This is a genomic window from Homoserinimonas flava (assembly GCF_054969005.1).
In genome coordinates this window covers 605,702-620,143 of record NZ_JBUEQS010000003.1, presented here as the reverse complement: position 1 = coordinate 620,143, position 14,442 = coordinate 605,702, and the positions used below count along the sequence as shown (strand labels likewise).

The following is a 14,442-nucleotide window of genomic DNA, read 5'->3' as shown; positions in this document are numbered from 1 at the left end:
CCGCTCTTCCTCATCTCGACCCGGAAGTTAACCATGCTCAAATTCGCTATGGGTGGCGAGGTGCTAACCCAGCTCGCACAACAGACCAGCGGCGCTGGAGACGATCTTGGGGCCTTGGTGCGGCAGCTTGCGGTCGCCGCCGAGCCGCTGGAGGGCCGATTCAATGGTGCCGGTCGCGCAGCATTTGACCGGTTCAAGGTCGAGGTTGACAGCATTTCGATCGAGCTCAACGCCGCACTCTCCTCAGTGCTGACCGGCATCGCGGGGCAGAACCGAGCCTTCATTGAGGGCGAGCAACAGATCGTCGACGAGACCACCGCCGCGCAGTCGGGCTCTTCGTTCGACGCCGCCCGCTTCGGCAGCGCCCGTTAGTCCGCCCAGTCGTTCAGGAGACAACAGACCATGGCTAATCAATCAGACCGCCGCGACTACGACCTCGCAGCATCCGGCAACGCTCAAGACAGCTTCAACCTGGTGGCCAACCAGCTGGAATCGCTCATCAACCAGCGTGACGCGGATGTGAAGAATGCAATGGCCGACTATCAGGCCGACGGTGCCAGCGAGCAGTATGCCGGCAAAGAACAACGCTGGAACACGGTCGCCAACGAGGTGCGCACCATCATCGCCACCCTGCGTCAGGCGTTGGTTTCAAACGACGAGTCGGCACAGACCGCACTGCAGCGGGCCAAGTCAGCCGTCGACGCCATCTAAACGGATGGCCGCTCCGGCACCGGTCCCTCTCCCGCACCCGCTCGTTCACTCGAGCCGCCCAGGGTGGGCCGTCTCTTCTACGAACACGCCTCTCGTCGCGCTCAATGCTGGGCGCTCAGCGCTGATCGTTGATGCTGCGCGGGCGGGAGTTCGGGTGGAACTTGTGACTGACCGTGGCGCCCGCCTCACCTATCCCATGTTCCAGTTGCTCACGGCGACGGGCGGCGCTTGGAAGACCAGGGGGGTCGATGGTGCTGTCGCCGACGCCGCTGGCACCGACGTGCTCGCTGACGCTGCACCCGACAGCGCGGGTCTCCAGTTCGCCATCTCAGCGAACCATCCGGCGCGCATGGAGGCGACCATGGGCGGCACTCTCGAAACCCTCGCCACTGCGCTCTCCCCCGGCACACCACTGTTTTGGGGCACTGCCGAGCCGGTGAGTGCACCGTGGGATCGGGAGGCCATCACGAGCCTCGCCCGCACGCGCGTGCCATCTGAGACCCGTGTGATCGTGGCCGGCGGCGGGTCGGTGCCATTTCGGGGCATCATCCGCGTTGCGAGAAGCAGGCTCGGCATTGTCGAAGAGACACGGGTGGTTTTTGCGGTCTCTGACGAAACGGCACTGGCGGCGGATGCCACGGCTCGCCTGCTTGAGCGGGTGGCGCAGCGGCAGCAGGTGGTGATCGGCAGCGCGTGGAGCATGCGCGGGGAACCCGATGCCACGATTCGGGCGGGGCGCGAGGTGATTCCCCAGCCGGTGTCGATGGTGCTCGGTGCGCGGACGGTGCGCGACCTGGGGTTTGACGCGGCGGCGATTGCCGCACTGCCTGGCGCCGTCACGGTGGGCAATCGACGGGCACCGTCGATTGTGCTGAGCTTCGACGGGGAGGCCACACGCTGGCACCAGTTCGCCAGCGCTATCGAGACGATCGGGGTCGAAGAGCTCGCCGCAGCGCTCTTGCCCCCGGTGCTGTTGGAGGAGAGGCGTCGCCGTGCCGAGTGAGTTTGTGATTTTGAGCAAGGAACCGATCACGATCATCGAATGTGTCGCGGCGACCGCCGCGGTCGACCCAAACCTTGGCATCGCCTGGCTTTGGAATGGTGGCGGGGTGCAGGTCGCCACCGGTGAAAGCGAACTGGTGATCGCGATGCTGCGCAGTGTGCGTCTCGCCGATCATGCGGATGCGGAACTGCTGCTGGGCCGGCCAATCCCCGGTTCCGGTATCTGTTGGACCGAGGCCTACGGGCCGCATGGCGGGGCGACGCTCGCTATCGCGCGACGGCTCGCAGCTGATGTTGGCGGCTCACTGATCGACCTCGCCGTGACACGAGATCGGAGTGCCGCATGACCGCATGGAGTATCAACCCAGACGGGGTGAGTGCTGTGCTCACCGGGGTGCAGACCAATGGCCAGACTCTGGGCACAGCGTTTGACGGCGTGGCCGGCGCACAGGATTTGCTGGTGACTGCGGCGGCGGTGCAAACCTCCAGTTGCGTGGAGGCGACGGTGGTTCCGCTCGCCGCAGCGGTTTCTGCCGCGCAGGGGCTGCTTGAGGCGCAGCAGTCAGCCATGAGCGGTGTGATGAATCGGGTGACGGCGTGCGCTTTGGGTGCACACGGTGCGGCGTCGGCGTATCTGCTGGGCGATGAGGAGATGGCGTCGACAACGCAGTCCGCAGCGGTGACCGCGGCCGAATCCGGTGACCTTTCGTTTTTTGGGGGTGTGTAGATGAGTGGGGTGTTGATCGATCCGGCGGCGATTGTGGGCACCGATATTGTGCCGTCACAGATTTCGGAGTCCGCGGCAGCGTTTCGCACCACAGCACACTCGATTGCGTCCTCCGCCGGTGAGGTGGTGGCGGCGTGGTCGGGGCTGTCGGCCGTGTATTCGGCACCGGAATCACCCCAGCTGCTTGCGGCGATGACTCCCGCGGGCACCACCGCGCAGGAGGTCGCGACCGTGCTGAGCACCGCCGCGGACCGGTTGGATAACCTGGCCGGAGCGGTCGCAGCACCGGTGACCAGGTTGAAGGAGCTCAAAGTTGAGGCGGCAGCGTTTGTCGCCATCGCCAAGGGCGGCTACACCAAGGTCATCCACGCCCACGGAAGAGAGGTTGTGCAAGAGACCCAGTGGAGTGCCCACCAGCCGTGGTTCGACCGCAACGAACAGTTGCTGAACGAGGTCGCCACCCAGGTGGCCCTGCTGGTGGCCGCAAGTGCGGAGTGTGCTGACGCACTCAACGCGCTCCACAGTGCCGGGCAGTGGCAGGTTCCGACCGCGACCATCACCGCGCAGGAGCTCCTCGACGCCGGAAACCTGGGGTGGGGTGCCGTGGGCGAGCGAGACCCCACCTGGTTGGAATCCATCGGGGACGGGTTCTTCCACTTCGGCAACGGCATTCTGGGCGGGGCGGTCTCCCTGGTCGGGTTCAACATCAACGACGGTTGGTCATGGAGCGGAGACACCCTCGGGCAGGCCTGGACGGGGGTGGCCTCAGGGCTGGGCGCACTGCTGGTGACAGTGACCTCCCCCAGCACCATCACCCTCGCCCTCACACCCGATGAACTCGTGCCCGAGCATTCCAGGGACTACCGCAACTGGTATGTGGGCACCATGGAGGCCATGGTCGGCGGCATCGTGGGCACCCCCGAACAGTGGCACGAGGACCCGATCGCCGCCGGCACCACCGCCGTACTGGGCGTTGGCACCATGTTCATCCCCGTCGTCGGCACCGCGGGGGCCACCGCGAAAGCCGGCAGCGCCCTGGCCAAAGCCGGCCTCACCATCGAACGCCTCGGCAGCAGCAGCAGCGGAGCAGCCACCCTCATCGGCGGCAGCATCACCCGCCTCAGCAACGGACTCACCCACACCAGCACCCTCCTGCTGCGCCTCAGCCCCACACTCGACACACCCAACCTCACCGGCAGCGCAGGAACCCTCGCCCGCAGCGACACCCTGGGCGAGATCCCCACCGCAACACCGTCGAACCTCACCCCCCTGCGCGCCACCGACACCACCAGCGGCGGCACCACCACGCTTGAAGCTGGCAACAGCACCACACTCGAACGCTCCGGCAACGGTGATAGCGATGGTGCAGGGGATGGTTCACTCCACGGCACCGAGCCAGAAAGCCTCGCGGTGCCACCACGCTCAGGCGGCACCGTCCCGGATGATTCCGGGACCGCATCCAATGCCGGCGACACCCTGCAGGAAGTGGCGGTCGGCTCGCGCCCGCTCGACGCCGACTGGGAATGGGTTGTTCCCCACCATGTTGAGGCAGACTACGGGCGACCGCAAGATCAATATGGTCACTGGGATCAGAGATACCTGGTCAATGAGGATCCCGCAAATGTGAGCGAAGGAGTGCGCAAAATCGGCTACGACGATAACGAGGTCTTCGGTCACGACCTCGATGGCAACACGCTCACCGCGGACGGCTGGGCGCAACGATACCTTCAGCCAGACGGGTCTATCAGGCTGGCGCCCAACGATGGTGCGGTTCCCGGCACCCAGATACGAACCCACAACATGACCAAGTTCATCGAACTGTTCGGCAACCGCATCGACCGAGTAGGAGGAACAAGCGGTGAATACTTCGGCATCGGTGGCGGCACCTTCAATGAACGCGCCCTGCTCCCCGGAGCCCGAACCTCGCCCTACAACGAATTCACCCTCACCGGCTATCTCCCAACCGGGTGGAAGATAGAGATATCCCAGGTCGCCCCCGCCTACGGGCGTGACGGAGGAGGAACCCAAGTGAACGTGGTCAACGAATCCGGCCAGCGCGCCACCGTGCAATCGCTACTTACGAAGGGCGTCATAGTATGAGCATTCGGCTGAGCGAGGCGACGGCCAGGTGGATTGCGCGCGCCGGACTCACAGCGCCGACGGTTTCCGAACCAAATGCCCTCGACCTGAGAACAACACAGTTCGATGGCATCATGGTCCGGGAGGAGCCTGATCGCTTCGTTTTCCTCACTCGTGCAGACAAGTCAGGGCTTCGCACTGAAATGTGGAGCCCGAGTCTCCAGGTCATCGAAAAATACCTCACCTTTACCGTCGGTGCCGACATACGCGCCTCCGCCGGCGCGCAATTCGTGATCCCCCCAGTGGATCCGTTTCGCCGGGACGTTCCGGCCGGCTTCACTTTGGATTCTGATTCAAACGCAATTCACCTGGGTTGGCTGGACGACGGAGTCCATCTGGTTGCAGCATTTCCGCTTGGCGACGAGACTTCAGCGATCGCTTTCGCCTTGTACGCGCGTCACTCGCTCACCGACATTCAGGAGTCGCTCCTCGATCCGCTGGGCCATCCCCTCTTCGTCACGGTCCAAGAACGGAACGAATCGATTCATCTGGGCGAGGTGGTCGCGGGGAGGAAGCGCGAAACCGGCACCACCGGTTCGGCTTGCATCTGACAATGGCGCGGTCCCGTATCAAGCTAAACAGGACGAACGAGTTCTGCGTATCCTGCAAACCCATGAAACCTCAAGATGAATTCTTCTCGCGCGAAGACCGATACTCGCTCGGCACAGACCTCGATTCGGGAAAGCGCTACGCGTCGCTGCCGGTGAGCATCGGAGTCGCCGACTACGAGGAGTACTACGAGCTCACGGAGGCGCAGTACGCGCATCTGCTTGCTGACCCGGTCGCCGCCGTCGCCTTCATTGAGGAGTGCCGACACCACGAGCATGATGAGCTTCTGATCCAGAAGCCAGGCTGGAATCGGGGAACTCCGGTCTGAGGGGCTGACAGGTTGGTCGAGCCCTGAGGGCTGGAAGAGCGAAGACCTCCATTTGAAGGTGCCCGAGGGGTATCCGGCGCTGGACATGGAGAGGGTGTCGGCATTCGGTGCATCGGAACGCGAAGTCCTCTTGGGCCGCGGAACGCGGTACCGTGTAGACTGAGTCGTCCTCAACTCGAGTGGCAACTATCAGATCTACGGTGAGGTGATCCCATGAGTGACCAAGCCGCAACTGGTGAGGGCTGGAAGAGCGAAGACCTCCATTTCAACGTCGTTGACGCCCCCGACCGCTTCGCCGTCAGCGCGGAAGGGCCCGTGACCTACTTTCGGGTCAGCACTGGCGAGATTCTGCTTGGGTACCTCTGGTTCTCAGACACAGAGAATGCAGCTGGCTTCGCGCCCGTCGCTTCGGCTGGGAGGGACGGACAAAGCGCAAAGATTGCATGAATGCAGCTGCTGCAACTGCAGAAAGCCGAAGGCGTCTCCCCGTCGGAGGCCGTGCGCATTCTTGGCGCACGCAGCCAAGGGAGTTCCGGGGCGGGCACCGTCGAGACGTCGTCGCCTCAGGTCGCCTCCACTCTTTCGGAGTTGAGGCACTAGGCAGCCAGACCCGCTCCCGAAGCTTGAACGGCCAATCGTCTCGCGGTTCAGAATCTCACGGGATTTCGTGCTTGTCCACGAAGGGTCGGGGAGTTGTTGTCAGTCATGACTCCCGATGCGGGCGACGGGTCAGCACATTCGCTAAGCCGTACTTCGAGTACCGTTTCACCGGCACCCTGCCAGCCCGCTACCGCATCGAAGTCGCCGAAGTCGCTCCTGCGTTCGGCCGCCCCGGCGGAGCACTTCAAGTGAGAGTTTGGGATCCCGACGGAGAAATTGCGTCCGTGCAAGCGCTGAAAGATATAGGAGTACTGGACGATGCAAAACGAACTGAACCTACTCATTAAGTACCTCCAAGATGAGTTGGGGGAATGGGCCGCACTAACTAGCTTCTACGTCAAGGAGTCGCCAGGAGCGGTGAAGGTTTCGGATCGGGGCGGAGAAATCCGCATCTTTGTGCGTCCCTTCGAGGAGGGCTTCGCAGTGACGCGCGCCGAGCGGGCCGAAGACGAAATCCTGGAGGTCATCCTGGCGGATCCTGCCGAGGTGGTGCGCTTCCTCACGGTGCAACTCGGGCCCAGCGTCCGCGCGTATCGCAGGCTTTCAAGCATTCTTCTTCCGGCGTCCCTGCCAGATATCGCCGACGGTGCAACGCTGGAACCCGTCTCCTCCACCGGGCCACACGGCGAACCACTGCGCGCCCTCGTGATCAACGGCACCCCGAAAGCGTTGTTCCCCTCGACTGGCCAACCGTACGAAGCTGTGAAATACAGTCACTTCGTGGATCAGCCCATCGAGCTGATCCGCCAATCATTCCTCGACCCTGCCGGTGCCCCACTCCTTGCCGCGACCAACACACGCTGACACCAGCAGTTCTTCCTGCGGCAGCGGTCGAGGGGCTCAGCGGTCGAGTGGAACCTCGATGACGACCGGGCCGGGTGCACCGGTGAGCGCGGCATCCAGTTCGCTGCGGGTCGTCGCCCGCACGTAGTCCCAGCCGTAGGCCGCAGCGAGGGCGGCGAGGTCGACGTTGTGCGGCGTGAACAGCACACGGTCAAAGGCGTCGCGGTCGGATGTCGCGGCGACTTCAAGCCCGTCGAAGATGGTTCCCCCGCCGTCGTTGCCGACGATGAGCTGCACGCGGGGGCGCGCTTCGCCCGGCGGGAGGAGCAGGCCGCCCGGCTCGTGCAGGAGGGTGAGGTCGCCGAGGAGGAGGCGGGTCGTGCCCGCGACATCCGTCTGGTCTTGGCTCGCGATCGCGACGCCCACCGCGGTCGAGACGGTGCCGTCGATGCCGGCGAGGCCCCGGTTGGCGTGCACGCGGATCTTCTTGCCCGGCACGACCCGGTCGACTTCGCGGATGAGGCGGGAGGAGCCGAGCACAAGTCGGTCGTGCGGCCAGGTGGCGCGCCACACGGCGTCGGCAAGGGCGCGGCGCGAGATGGGGGCGCGGAGTGCCGCGAGGGTCTGCCGCTGGAACGCAGCGGTGACGCTGCCATCGACCGCGTCCGGCGCATCAATGACGGGGGCGTCGTCGCTCGCTTCGATCAGGGCCCGGCTCGTGTGCACCCAGCGTCCCAGCCACGACCGGTCGGGGTCGGGCTCGCCGTCGACCCGCACGGCATCGACGAACTCGGCGACCCGATGACCGGGGTTGTACCCTTCCGGCGCCCGGCCCCGCACCACAATCGTGTGTACGCCGTCGCGTTCGATGAGGGCCGGCACCTCGCGCGACAGTGTCGGATGGCCGAAGAGGATGACGCGTTCCACGCGCCCGCCGAATTCGTCATCGCGCAGCAGCTCACGGTAGGCGGCGACGACGTTCGGGCCGAAGCGGGCGCCGCTCGAGACTTCGGCGAGGAGGGGCGCTCCGAGCGCCCTGGCGGCAGCCTCGGCCTCTGCCCCGGCCGCGTGGCCGGCGATGACGACCGTGTGTGGCGCGGCGGTGAGGGCGAGCGGAGCTCGCGGTCCCGGTGCGGCGAGTGGAGCCGCAACCACGTCGATGGCGCCGGACGGCAAAGCCCCCGACAGGGGTTCGCGGAACGCGATATTGAGGTGCACGGGCCCTGGGGCATCCGAATGCCCTGTCGCCGCCGACCACGCTTCGCGGGCGAGCGTTTCGGCACCGTCGAGATCCGGATGCTCCAACGCGGGCGCATCGACGTCGCGCGTGAACCGCACGGCAGGCCCGAAGATGCCGTGCTGCACGGTGGTCTGGTTCGCGCCGATGCCGCGGAGTTCCGCCGGCCTGTCGCCCGTGATAACAATGAGGGGCACCCCGGAATGATGGGCTTCGAGCACGGCGGGATGCAGGTTCGCGACCGCGGTGCCCGAGGTCGTGATGACGACCACGGGGGTGTCTGATTCAGCGGCGAGGCCGAGCGCGAGAAACGCCGCCGAGCGCTCGTCGATCCGCACATGCAGCCGCGCCCGGTCGGCACGCTCGAGCGCCGCCGCAGCGAGGGCGAGTGCTTGCGATCGTGAACCAGGGCTGACGACGATGTGCCGCACGCCGAGACCGACGAGGTGTGCCAGCAGGCCGATCGAAAACTCGGTCGCCGGGCTCGCGCCGCGCATCAGCCCTTCGGCTCGTCGCTTGAACCCTTCGGCTCGTCGCCCGAGCCTTTCGCGCCCTCATCGTCATCGAGCTGCGCAAGCTTCTCTTCGAGGTCACGGATGCGCTGCTCACGCTCCGTCTCGGTGCCGACCTGGCGGAGAAACGCCGGGTCATCGTCGGGGTAAAGGGGCCGTGTCGAGCGCGGGCCGTTCGTGCCAGCCTTCGGCATCCGCTCTTTGCCGATCGTGAACCACAGCAGGGCACCGATGAGCGGAAGGATGATGATGACAAAAATCCAGGCACCCTTGGGGAGCCCCCTGGCACGGAACTCGTCCGTGCGGATGCAGTCGACGAGCGCATAGACCCAGAAGGCCACCAAGAGTGCCCCGCCAAGGAGGGGAAGGAAGGCGCGCATGGCCTGAGTCTACGCCAGCGGGCCCCGCGGGAGCTGGGCACGGGGGCGGGCCGACCGGGGCCGCGGGCTCCCGACTGGCGGCCAGCGTCGCGTGCGTAGACTCGCGATGTGAAAACTTCGCACCTCTGGCTGCTCTATACACTCCTCCGGCTCGGGCTCTTCGCCGGAATCTTCGCCATCCTGATGGTGCTCGATCAGCTGTGGTGGGTGTCGGCCATCTTCGCGATGCTCATCTCGTTTTCGATCTCGTACCTCTTCTTCAAGGGCACCCGCGACGCGCTCGCGCTCGACCTGCAACAGCGCCGAGAGCGCGGCACTGTCGATCCGGATGCCGACGCCGAGAACGCGGCAAACGACGAGGCCCGCTAAGGGCCGCTCGCCTAGAAGACGATCGCCGCCCCGAGGCCGAGCGCGAACACGAGCGAGGTGATGCTCGCAAGCTTGAGCACGAGCACGAACTCGCCCGGCGTCCTGCCGGTGCTCGCGATGATCGCGGCAGGCACGGCAATGAGCAGCGCAAAGAAGACGTACTTCGCGAGCGTGAAGAGCAACGCAAAGAACACGAGGATGCCGAACGGTGCGAGCAGCAGCACAACGATGAGCACGCGGGAGGCCGTCATGCCGATGAGCACCGAGAGGGTGCGCTTGCCCGACAGACGATCTTGCTCGAGGTCGCGCATGTTGTTGGCAACAAGCACGGCACACGCGAACAGTCCGGCGGCAACACCGAGCAACCATGCCTCGAACGACACCGTGTCGACCTGCACGTACATCGTGCCGGCCGTCGCGACGAGGCCGAAGAAGACGAAGACGACAAGCTCGCCCAGACCGTAGTAACCATACGGATGCTTGCCGCCGGTGTAGAACCATGCGGCGACCAGCGCGGCGGCGCCGACGGCGATGAGCCACCAGTGCCCACTGAGCACAATCACCGTGAGACCGGCAAGTGCCCCGAGGCCGAAGAAGACGAAGGCGACCGCCCGCACCGTCTCAGGTTTCGCCGCCCCTGAGCCTGCGAGCCTCGCTGGGCCGACGCGGTGGGCGTCGGTGCCGCGGATGCCGTCGGAGTAGTCATTCGCGAAGTTCACGCCGATCTGCAGGGAGACGGCAACCGCGAGGCAGAGCAAGGCCCGCACCCAGTGCCAGCCGGCCTCGGGCGCGTAAAAGTATGCGGTGGCCGTGCCGAGCAGGACGGGCGAGATGGCGAGTGGGAGGGTGCGGAGCCTGGCCCCGGCGATCCAATCCGATGCGGTCGCCGGCTTCACCTTGGCTTGCGGCGGGAGCGGCCGCTTGCCGCTTCGTGCCGCCGCAGCGACCTTTCTCGGATCGATCCTCTGCTGCTTCGCACTGCGCTGTCTGGCCACCTCAGGATTCTATGGTGTCTGTGCTGGCCGCGAGCGCCGTGAGGGCGGCCCGGTCGGGCTTTCCCGACGTGAGGGTGGGCAGTGTGTCGAGGCGCAGCATCCGGGCTGGCCGCGCCGCCGGGCCGAGCCGGGCACCGAGATCGGCCCGCACCGCGTCGAAGTCGCCACCCGTCGCCCCCGTCGTGATGAGCACGGGAACCTCACCCCACCGAGCGTCGGCAGCGCGCACCACCAACGCCGTCTCGAACCCGGCGTGCTCCTGCACCACACGCTCAACCGCCCCAAGCGACACCTTGAGACCCCCGGAAACAATGACATCGTCGAGGCGACCGGTCACGCGGAGCACCAGAGCGCCGTCGCCCCCCGCGCCGAGCTCGCCGGCATCACCCGTGCGATACCAACGCACGCCGTCGCGCATGACGAATGCAGCATCCGTTCGCTCCGTATCGCCGAGATAGCCCTCGGCCAGGGTCGGCCCCGAAAGCTCCACCTCGCCATCGACAACCGCAACCCCCACCCCGGTGAGCGGCACCCCGTCGTAGACGCAACCACCAGAACTCTCACTCGATCCATAGCTTCGGATGACCCTGAACCCGAGCCCGAGCGCCGAATCGAGCACCGCCCGCGGCATCGCCTGCCCGCCGACCACGATGGCGTCGAGCCCCCGCACGGATTCATGCACTTCAGGATGCTCGATGAGCCGCTGCAGCTGCGTCGGCACGAGCGAGACGTAGTGACGCTGGCCGGGGTCGAGGCGTCGCACCGCTGCCGCGAAGGCAACAGGTTCGAACGGGCCAGCGAGCACGGCGGGGTCGGTCTGCGCGGCGATCGACCGCGTGAGCACGTTGAGCCCCGCAATGTAGTGCGCCGGGAGCGCGAGCACCCACTGGCCGGGGCCGCCGAGCGCCGCGTCGGCCGCCGCCGCGCTCGCAAGAAGCGCGTCAGCGGTGAGCGCGACCCGCTTCGGGCGACCAGTGCTGCCACTCGTCTCCACGACGAGGGCGATGCGCTGGGGAACGCGGGCCGGCAGATCGACGGGCGCAGCAGCATCCGCGGGTCTCGGCACGATCGCCGGGCCGCCAGCGAGTGCCCCGCGGAGCGCCTCGAGCACCCCGCGGGCATCCCCCGCATCGACGACCCTCAGCTCGCGCACGACCGGCTCAGTACTGCCAGGGGTATGGCGACCAGTCCGGTTCGCGCTTCTCGAGGAACGAATCGCGGCCCTCGACGGCCTCATCGGTGCCGTAGGCGAGCCGTGTGGCCTCCCCCGCGAACACCTGCTGGCCGACCAAGCCGTCATCAACAGCATTGAAGGCAAACTTCAGCATCCGGATCGCAGTGGGCGACTTCGTGAGGATTTCCTCCGCCCAGTCGAGCGCGGTCGCCTCAAGCTCGGCGTGCGGCACAACCGCATTCACCGCACCCATCTCGTAGGCGCGCTGCGCGCTGTACTCGCGGGCAAGGAAGAAGACCTCGCGGGCATTCTTCTGCCCGATCTGCCGCGCAAAGTAGGCGCTGCCGTAACCAGCGTCAAACGACCCGACGTCGGCATCCGTCTGCTTGAAGCGGCCGTGCTCCTCGCTCGCGATCGTGAGGTCGCAGACGACGTGGAGCGAATGGCCGCCGCCCGCCGCCCAGCCGGGCACGACCGCGATGACCACCTTTGGCATGAAACGGATGAGGCGCTGCACCTCAAGAATGTGGAGGCGGCCCGAGCGCGCGGCGTCGATGCCCGTCGCGGTCTCGCCCTCCGAGTACTTGTAGCCGTCGCGGCCCCGAATGCGCTGGTCGCCGCCGGAGCAGAACGCCCACCCGCCGTCTTTTGCGCTCGGCCCGTTGCCGGTGAGCAGCACGACTCCGATGCGCGGGTTCTGCCGTGCGTCATCGAGGGCGCGGTAGAGCTCATCGACCGTGTGCGGGCGGAACGCGTTGCGCACCTCCGGCCGATTGAACGCGACACGGGCGACCCGCCCCGTCGTGTCGCGGTGGTATGTGATGTCGGTGAGCGACTCGGCGCCGGGCGCGAGCACCCACCGCGATGAGTCGAACAGTTCAGAGACGTCGGTCATGAGCCCAGCCTACGGTCGGCGCTAGCGGTCGTAGACCTCGCGGCGGTGCGCAGCCCGCACGACAGTGACGGTCAGTTCCGCATCGAACACGTCATAGATCACTCGGTAGTCGCCGATGCGGATCCGCCAAGCTGTCTGCTCCCCAACAAGCTTTATTGCTCTGTGAGGCCGCGGGTCTTCCGCCAGCTCCCCGATCGCGTCGAGTACGCGATCACGCGTAGGCCGCGGAAGCTTCTTCACCTGCCGTGCAGCAGCAGCGGTGAACTCAACGCGATAGCTCACGACGCGAAGTCTGAACGCACCTCGTCAAGTGCAACCCTGGTGCCGTCGTCGGACTCTTTGGCCTGACGATACGCAGCTACGTCCTGCGCCATCTCGAATTCTTCGAGCGCTTCCAGATCCGCCACGCTGACCATCACAGCGGCAAGCTTTCCGTTGCGGGTCACACCGATGCGCTCGCCCGCATACATCGTGCGGCCGAGCACATCAGAGAGTTGACTGCGCAGCTCGCGCGTCGTAACTTCGCTCGATATTGTGTCCATGCGGTAATAGTAGCATTTGTAGCGCTTGTGTACACATGTTGATGGTGTCGTCTGTCCCAGCCGACGTGTGGCCGGGCAAGACCGTCGCCTCAGTCGAGCGCGGAGAACACGGCGACCTGTAGCCACGGGTTCGAGAGCACACCAACCACAATGCCCGCGAGCCCCCACCAGCGGCCGAAGCTGCCGATGAGCGCGACCAGGCCGAGCACGACGGCAGCAGCGGTGAGGCCGTTCGCCACCCAGGCGAGCACGGATGCGACCGCCCACGACGTTTCGGTGGCCGACGCGGGCGCCGCCATCGTGATGGCGACAACCACCACGGCGAGCCCAACGACCGCGAGGATGACGGAGAGGATGCCTGGCAGTTGTCGGGTGCGCATTCTCATGACGCGAGCCTATTCCACACCGAGAATGCAGGCTGATGTTGCCAGACTGTGTGCATGCTCCCCACGATCGACGACCTCCTCGCAACGGCGCGAGTGGTCGCACTGCCTCTGCGCACCACATTCCGCGGCATCGACGTGCGCGAAGCGCTCGTCCTCGAAGGGCCGCGCGGCGCCACCGAGTTCTCACCGTTTGTCGAGTACGACGATGCCGAAGCGGCCGCGTGGCTGGCCGCCGCGATCGACTTCGGGTGGGGTGACGAGCCTGCCCTGTTCCGCAGCAGTGTGCGCGTCAACGCCACCCTCCCCGTCGTGGAGCCCGCCCGCGTCGCAGAAATACTCGACCGTTTTGCTGGCTGCCGCACCGTCAAACTCAAAGTGGCCGACCCGGCGCACACCCTCGCGGACGATGTCGCCAGGGTCAAAGCGGTGCGCGACTATCTCGGGCCGGAGGGTCGCATCCGCGTCGACGCCAACGGCGGGTGGACGGTCGATGAGGCCGAACGTGCCGTGCACGCCTTCGCAGAGTTCGATCTTGAGTATGTCGAGCAGCCGTGCGCCACCGTCGAAGAGTTGGCGCAAATCCGCACCCGCATCAAATACATGGGCATCCCTGTCGCCGCCGACGAAAGTGTGCGCAAAGCGAGCGACCCCCTCGCGGTTGCCCGGGCGGGGGCCGCCGACCTCCTCGTCATCAAAGCGCAACCCCTCGGCGGCATCACCGCCGCCGAACGCATTGTGAGCGCGGCGGGGCTCCCCGTGGTGGTGTCAAGCGCACTCGACACGAGCATCGGGCTTTCGATGGGCGCGCACCTCGCCGCCGCGCTCCCCCAGCTCGACTACGACTGCGGGCTCGGCACCGCCGCACTCCTTGCCGCCGATGTGACGGATGCCCCGCTCACCCCGGTCGACGGTGCAGTGCCCGTGCGCCGCATCGAGGTGAGTGCGGCGTTGCTCGACCGGCACGCGGCATCCGACGACCGCCGTGACTGGTGGCTGGAGCGCCTGCGCCGCTGCCACGCCCTGCTCGCCGCCGAGGCGTAGAAGCGTGGTTGG

21 protein-coding genes are annotated in these 14,442 nt (G+C 66.3%); 13 read left to right on the top strand and 8 right to left on the bottom strand.

Annotated features, from left to right (window positions below; all coding sequences use genetic code 11):
* The first annotated feature begins 33 nt into the window (after nucleotides 1-33).
* From ACY48M_RS11950 to ACY48M_RS11905, 11 genes are all read left to right on the top strand, one after another.
* On the top strand, nucleotides 34-372 hold the full coding sequence (locus ACY48M_RS11950) for a hypothetical protein (protein ID WP_462820503.1): 339 nt from the start codon (nucleotides 34-36) through the stop codon (nucleotides 370-372).
* Between the two features lie 30 nt (nucleotides 373-402).
* On the top strand, nucleotides 403-711 hold the full coding sequence (locus ACY48M_RS11945) for a pore-forming ESAT-6 family protein (RefSeq protein WP_462820502.1): 309 nt from the start codon (nucleotides 403-405) through the stop codon (nucleotides 709-711).
* Nucleotides 712-715: 4 nt separating this feature from the next.
* Nucleotides 716-1,714 (top strand): DUF6177 family protein, encoded by a 999-nt coding sequence (locus tag ACY48M_RS11940; protein ID WP_462820501.1) that lies wholly within the window; start codon nucleotides 716-718, stop codon nucleotides 1,712-1,714.
* 10 nt (nucleotides 1,715-1,724) lie between these two features.
* The gene (locus ACY48M_RS11935; RefSeq protein WP_462820500.1) at nucleotides 1,725-2,060 is read left to right on the top strand and encodes a hypothetical protein; all 336 of its coding nucleotides are present in this window, start codon (nucleotides 1,725-1,727) and stop codon (nucleotides 2,058-2,060) included.
* The gene (locus tag ACY48M_RS11930) at nucleotides 2,057-2,440 is read left to right on the top strand and encodes a DUF6507 family protein (protein WP_462820499.1); all 384 of its coding nucleotides are present in this window, start codon (nucleotides 2,057-2,059) and stop codon (nucleotides 2,438-2,440) included. The genes ACY48M_RS11935 and ACY48M_RS11930 overlap by 4 nt, the downstream gene beginning before the upstream one ends.
* A complete protein-coding gene (locus ACY48M_RS11925; RefSeq protein WP_462820498.1) occupies nucleotides 2,441-4,540 on the top strand; it encodes a glycohydrolase toxin TNT-related protein in 2,100 nt (699 codons plus the stop codon).
* Nucleotides 4,537-5,130 carry an Imm61 family immunity protein gene (locus ACY48M_RS11920; RefSeq protein WP_462820497.1) on the top strand — a complete coding sequence of 198 codons (594 nt, stop codon included), beginning with the start codon at nucleotides 4,537-4,539 and terminating at the stop codon, nucleotides 5,128-5,130. Before ACY48M_RS11925 ends, ACY48M_RS11920 begins: the two co-directional genes overlap by 4 nt.
* Nucleotides 5,131-5,192: 62 nt before the next feature.
* On the top strand, nucleotides 5,193-5,456 hold the full coding sequence (locus ACY48M_RS11915) for a hypothetical protein (protein WP_462820496.1): 264 nt from the start codon (nucleotides 5,193-5,195) through the stop codon (nucleotides 5,454-5,456).
* Between the two features lie 52 nt (nucleotides 5,457-5,508).
* Nucleotides 5,509-5,619 (top strand): hypothetical protein, encoded by a 111-nt coding sequence (locus tag ACY48M_RS13140; RefSeq protein ID WP_472850180.1) that lies wholly within the window; start codon nucleotides 5,509-5,511, stop codon nucleotides 5,617-5,619.
* Nucleotides 5,620-5,669: 50 nt separating this feature from the next.
* Complete coding sequence (locus ACY48M_RS11910; protein ID WP_462820495.1) at nucleotides 5,670-5,903, top strand: hypothetical protein; 234 nt, start codon at nucleotides 5,670-5,672, stop codon at nucleotides 5,901-5,903.
* 471 nt (nucleotides 5,904-6,374) lie between these two features.
* A complete protein-coding gene (locus tag ACY48M_RS11905; RefSeq protein WP_462820494.1) occupies nucleotides 6,375-6,920 on the top strand; it encodes an Imm61 family immunity protein in 546 nt (181 codons plus the stop codon).
* A gap of 36 nt (nucleotides 6,921-6,956) precedes the next feature.
* Here ACY48M_RS11905 and menD read toward each other — a convergent pair whose 3' ends face one another.
* Both menD and ACY48M_RS11895 read right to left on the bottom strand, forming a co-directional pair.
* Entirely contained in the window at nucleotides 6,957-8,633 is a 1,677-nt protein-coding gene (gene menD, locus ACY48M_RS11900) for a 2-succinyl-5-enolpyruvyl-6-hydroxy-3-cyclohexene-1-carboxylic-acid synthase (RefSeq protein ID WP_462820493.1), read from the bottom strand.
* On the bottom strand, nucleotides 8,633-9,028 hold the full coding sequence (locus ACY48M_RS11895; protein ID WP_462820492.1) for a PLD nuclease N-terminal domain-containing protein: 396 nt from the start codon (nucleotides 9,026-9,028) through the stop codon (nucleotides 8,633-8,635). Before ACY48M_RS11895 ends, menD begins: the two co-directional genes overlap by 1 nt.
* A 108-nt stretch (nucleotides 9,029-9,136) precedes the next feature.
* Here ACY48M_RS11895 and ACY48M_RS11890 point away from each other — a divergent pair, with 108 nt between their 5' ends.
* The gene (locus ACY48M_RS11890) at nucleotides 9,137-9,397 is read left to right on the top strand and encodes a DUF4229 domain-containing protein (RefSeq protein WP_462820491.1); all 261 of its coding nucleotides are present in this window, start codon (nucleotides 9,137-9,139) and stop codon (nucleotides 9,395-9,397) included.
* 11 nt (nucleotides 9,398-9,408) lie between these two features.
* Here ACY48M_RS11890 and ACY48M_RS11885 read toward each other — a convergent pair whose 3' ends face one another.
* The 6 genes from ACY48M_RS11885 to ACY48M_RS11860 all read right to left on the bottom strand — a co-directional run bounded on the left by ACY48M_RS11885 (nucleotide 9,409) and on the right by ACY48M_RS11860 (nucleotide 13,389).
* Nucleotides 9,409-10,392, bottom strand: a complete 984-nt coding sequence (locus ACY48M_RS11885; protein WP_462820490.1) for a 1,4-dihydroxy-2-naphthoate polyprenyltransferase — start codon at nucleotides 10,390-10,392, stop codon at nucleotides 9,409-9,411.
* 1 nt (nucleotide 10,393) lies between these two features.
* The gene (locus ACY48M_RS11880) at nucleotides 10,394-11,545 is read right to left on the bottom strand and encodes an AMP-binding protein (protein ID WP_462820489.1); all 1,152 of its coding nucleotides are present in this window, start codon (nucleotides 11,543-11,545) and stop codon (nucleotides 10,394-10,396) included.
* Nucleotides 11,546-11,552: 7 nt separating this feature from the next.
* Nucleotides 11,553-12,461, bottom strand: a complete 909-nt coding sequence (locus tag ACY48M_RS11875) for a 1,4-dihydroxy-2-naphthoyl-CoA synthase (RefSeq protein WP_462820488.1) — start codon at nucleotides 12,459-12,461, stop codon at nucleotides 11,553-11,555.
* 21 nt (nucleotides 12,462-12,482) lie between these two features.
* Nucleotides 12,483-12,743, bottom strand: a complete 261-nt coding sequence (locus ACY48M_RS11870; RefSeq protein ID WP_462820487.1) for a type II toxin-antitoxin system RelE family toxin — start codon at nucleotides 12,741-12,743, stop codon at nucleotides 12,483-12,485.
* Entirely contained in the window at nucleotides 12,740-13,003 is a 264-nt protein-coding gene (locus tag ACY48M_RS11865) for a type II toxin-antitoxin system Phd/YefM family antitoxin (protein ID WP_462820486.1), read from the bottom strand. The genes ACY48M_RS11870 and ACY48M_RS11865 overlap by 4 nt, the downstream gene beginning before the upstream one ends.
* An 89-nt stretch (nucleotides 13,004-13,092) precedes the next feature.
* The gene (locus ACY48M_RS11860) at nucleotides 13,093-13,389 is read right to left on the bottom strand and encodes a hypothetical protein (RefSeq protein WP_462820485.1); all 297 of its coding nucleotides are present in this window, start codon (nucleotides 13,387-13,389) and stop codon (nucleotides 13,093-13,095) included.
* Between the two features lie 54 nt (nucleotides 13,390-13,443).
* Between ACY48M_RS11860 and ACY48M_RS11855 the strand changes: the two genes are divergently transcribed.
* A complete protein-coding gene (locus ACY48M_RS11855; RefSeq protein ID WP_462820484.1) occupies nucleotides 13,444-14,430 on the top strand; it encodes an o-succinylbenzoate synthase in 987 nt (328 codons plus the stop codon).
* Nucleotides 14,431-14,442 lie beyond the last annotated feature (12 nt).

Excerpts from the sequence above, each read along its gene's own strand:
- ACY48M_RS11895 (WP_462820492.1), bottom strand. The coding sequence starts at position 9,028 with ATGCGCGCCTTCCTTCCCCTCCTTGGCGGGGCACTCTTGGTGGCCTTC.
- ACY48M_RS11865 (WP_462820486.1), bottom strand. The coding sequence starts at position 13,003 with ATGGACACAATATCGAGCGAAGTTACGACGCGCGAGCTGCGCAGTCAA.
- ACY48M_RS11910 (WP_462820495.1), top strand. The coding sequence starts at position 5,670 with ATGAGTGACCAAGCCGCAACTGGTGAGGGCTGGAAGAGCGAAGACCTC.
- ACY48M_RS11875 (WP_462820488.1), bottom strand. The coding sequence starts at position 12,461 with ATGACCGACGTCTCTGAACTGTTCGACTCATCGCGGTGGGTGCTCGCG.
- ACY48M_RS11950 (WP_462820503.1), top strand. The coding sequence starts at position 34 with ATGCTCAAATTCGCTATGGGTGGCGAGGTGCTAACCCAGCTCGCACAA.
- ACY48M_RS11920 (WP_462820497.1), top strand. The coding sequence starts at position 4,537 with ATGAGCATTCGGCTGAGCGAGGCGACGGCCAGGTGGATTGCGCGCGCC.
- ACY48M_RS11940 (WP_462820501.1), top strand. The coding sequence starts at position 716 with ATGGCCGCTCCGGCACCGGTCCCTCTCCCGCACCCGCTCGTTCACTCG.
- menD (WP_462820493.1), bottom strand. The coding sequence starts at position 8,633 with ATGCGCGGCGCGAGCCCGGCGACCGAGTTTTCGATCGGCCTGCTGGCA.
- ACY48M_RS11945 (WP_462820502.1), top strand. The coding sequence starts at position 403 with ATGGCTAATCAATCAGACCGCCGCGACTACGACCTCGCAGCATCCGGC.
- ACY48M_RS11855 (WP_462820484.1), top strand. The coding sequence starts at position 13,444 with ATGCTCCCCACGATCGACGACCTCCTCGCAACGGCGCGAGTGGTCGCA.
- ACY48M_RS11915 (WP_462820496.1), top strand. The coding sequence starts at position 5,193 with ATGAAACCTCAAGATGAATTCTTCTCGCGCGAAGACCGATACTCGCTC.
- ACY48M_RS11860 (WP_462820485.1), bottom strand. The coding sequence starts at position 13,389 with ATGAGAATGCGCACCCGACAACTGCCAGGCATCCTCTCCGTCATCCTC.
- ACY48M_RS11930 (WP_462820499.1), top strand. The coding sequence starts at position 2,057 with ATGACCGCATGGAGTATCAACCCAGACGGGGTGAGTGCTGTGCTCACC.
- ACY48M_RS11905 (WP_462820494.1), top strand. The coding sequence starts at position 6,375 with ATGCAAAACGAACTGAACCTACTCATTAAGTACCTCCAAGATGAGTTG.
- ACY48M_RS11925 (WP_462820498.1), top strand. The coding sequence starts at position 2,441 with ATGAGTGGGGTGTTGATCGATCCGGCGGCGATTGTGGGCACCGATATT.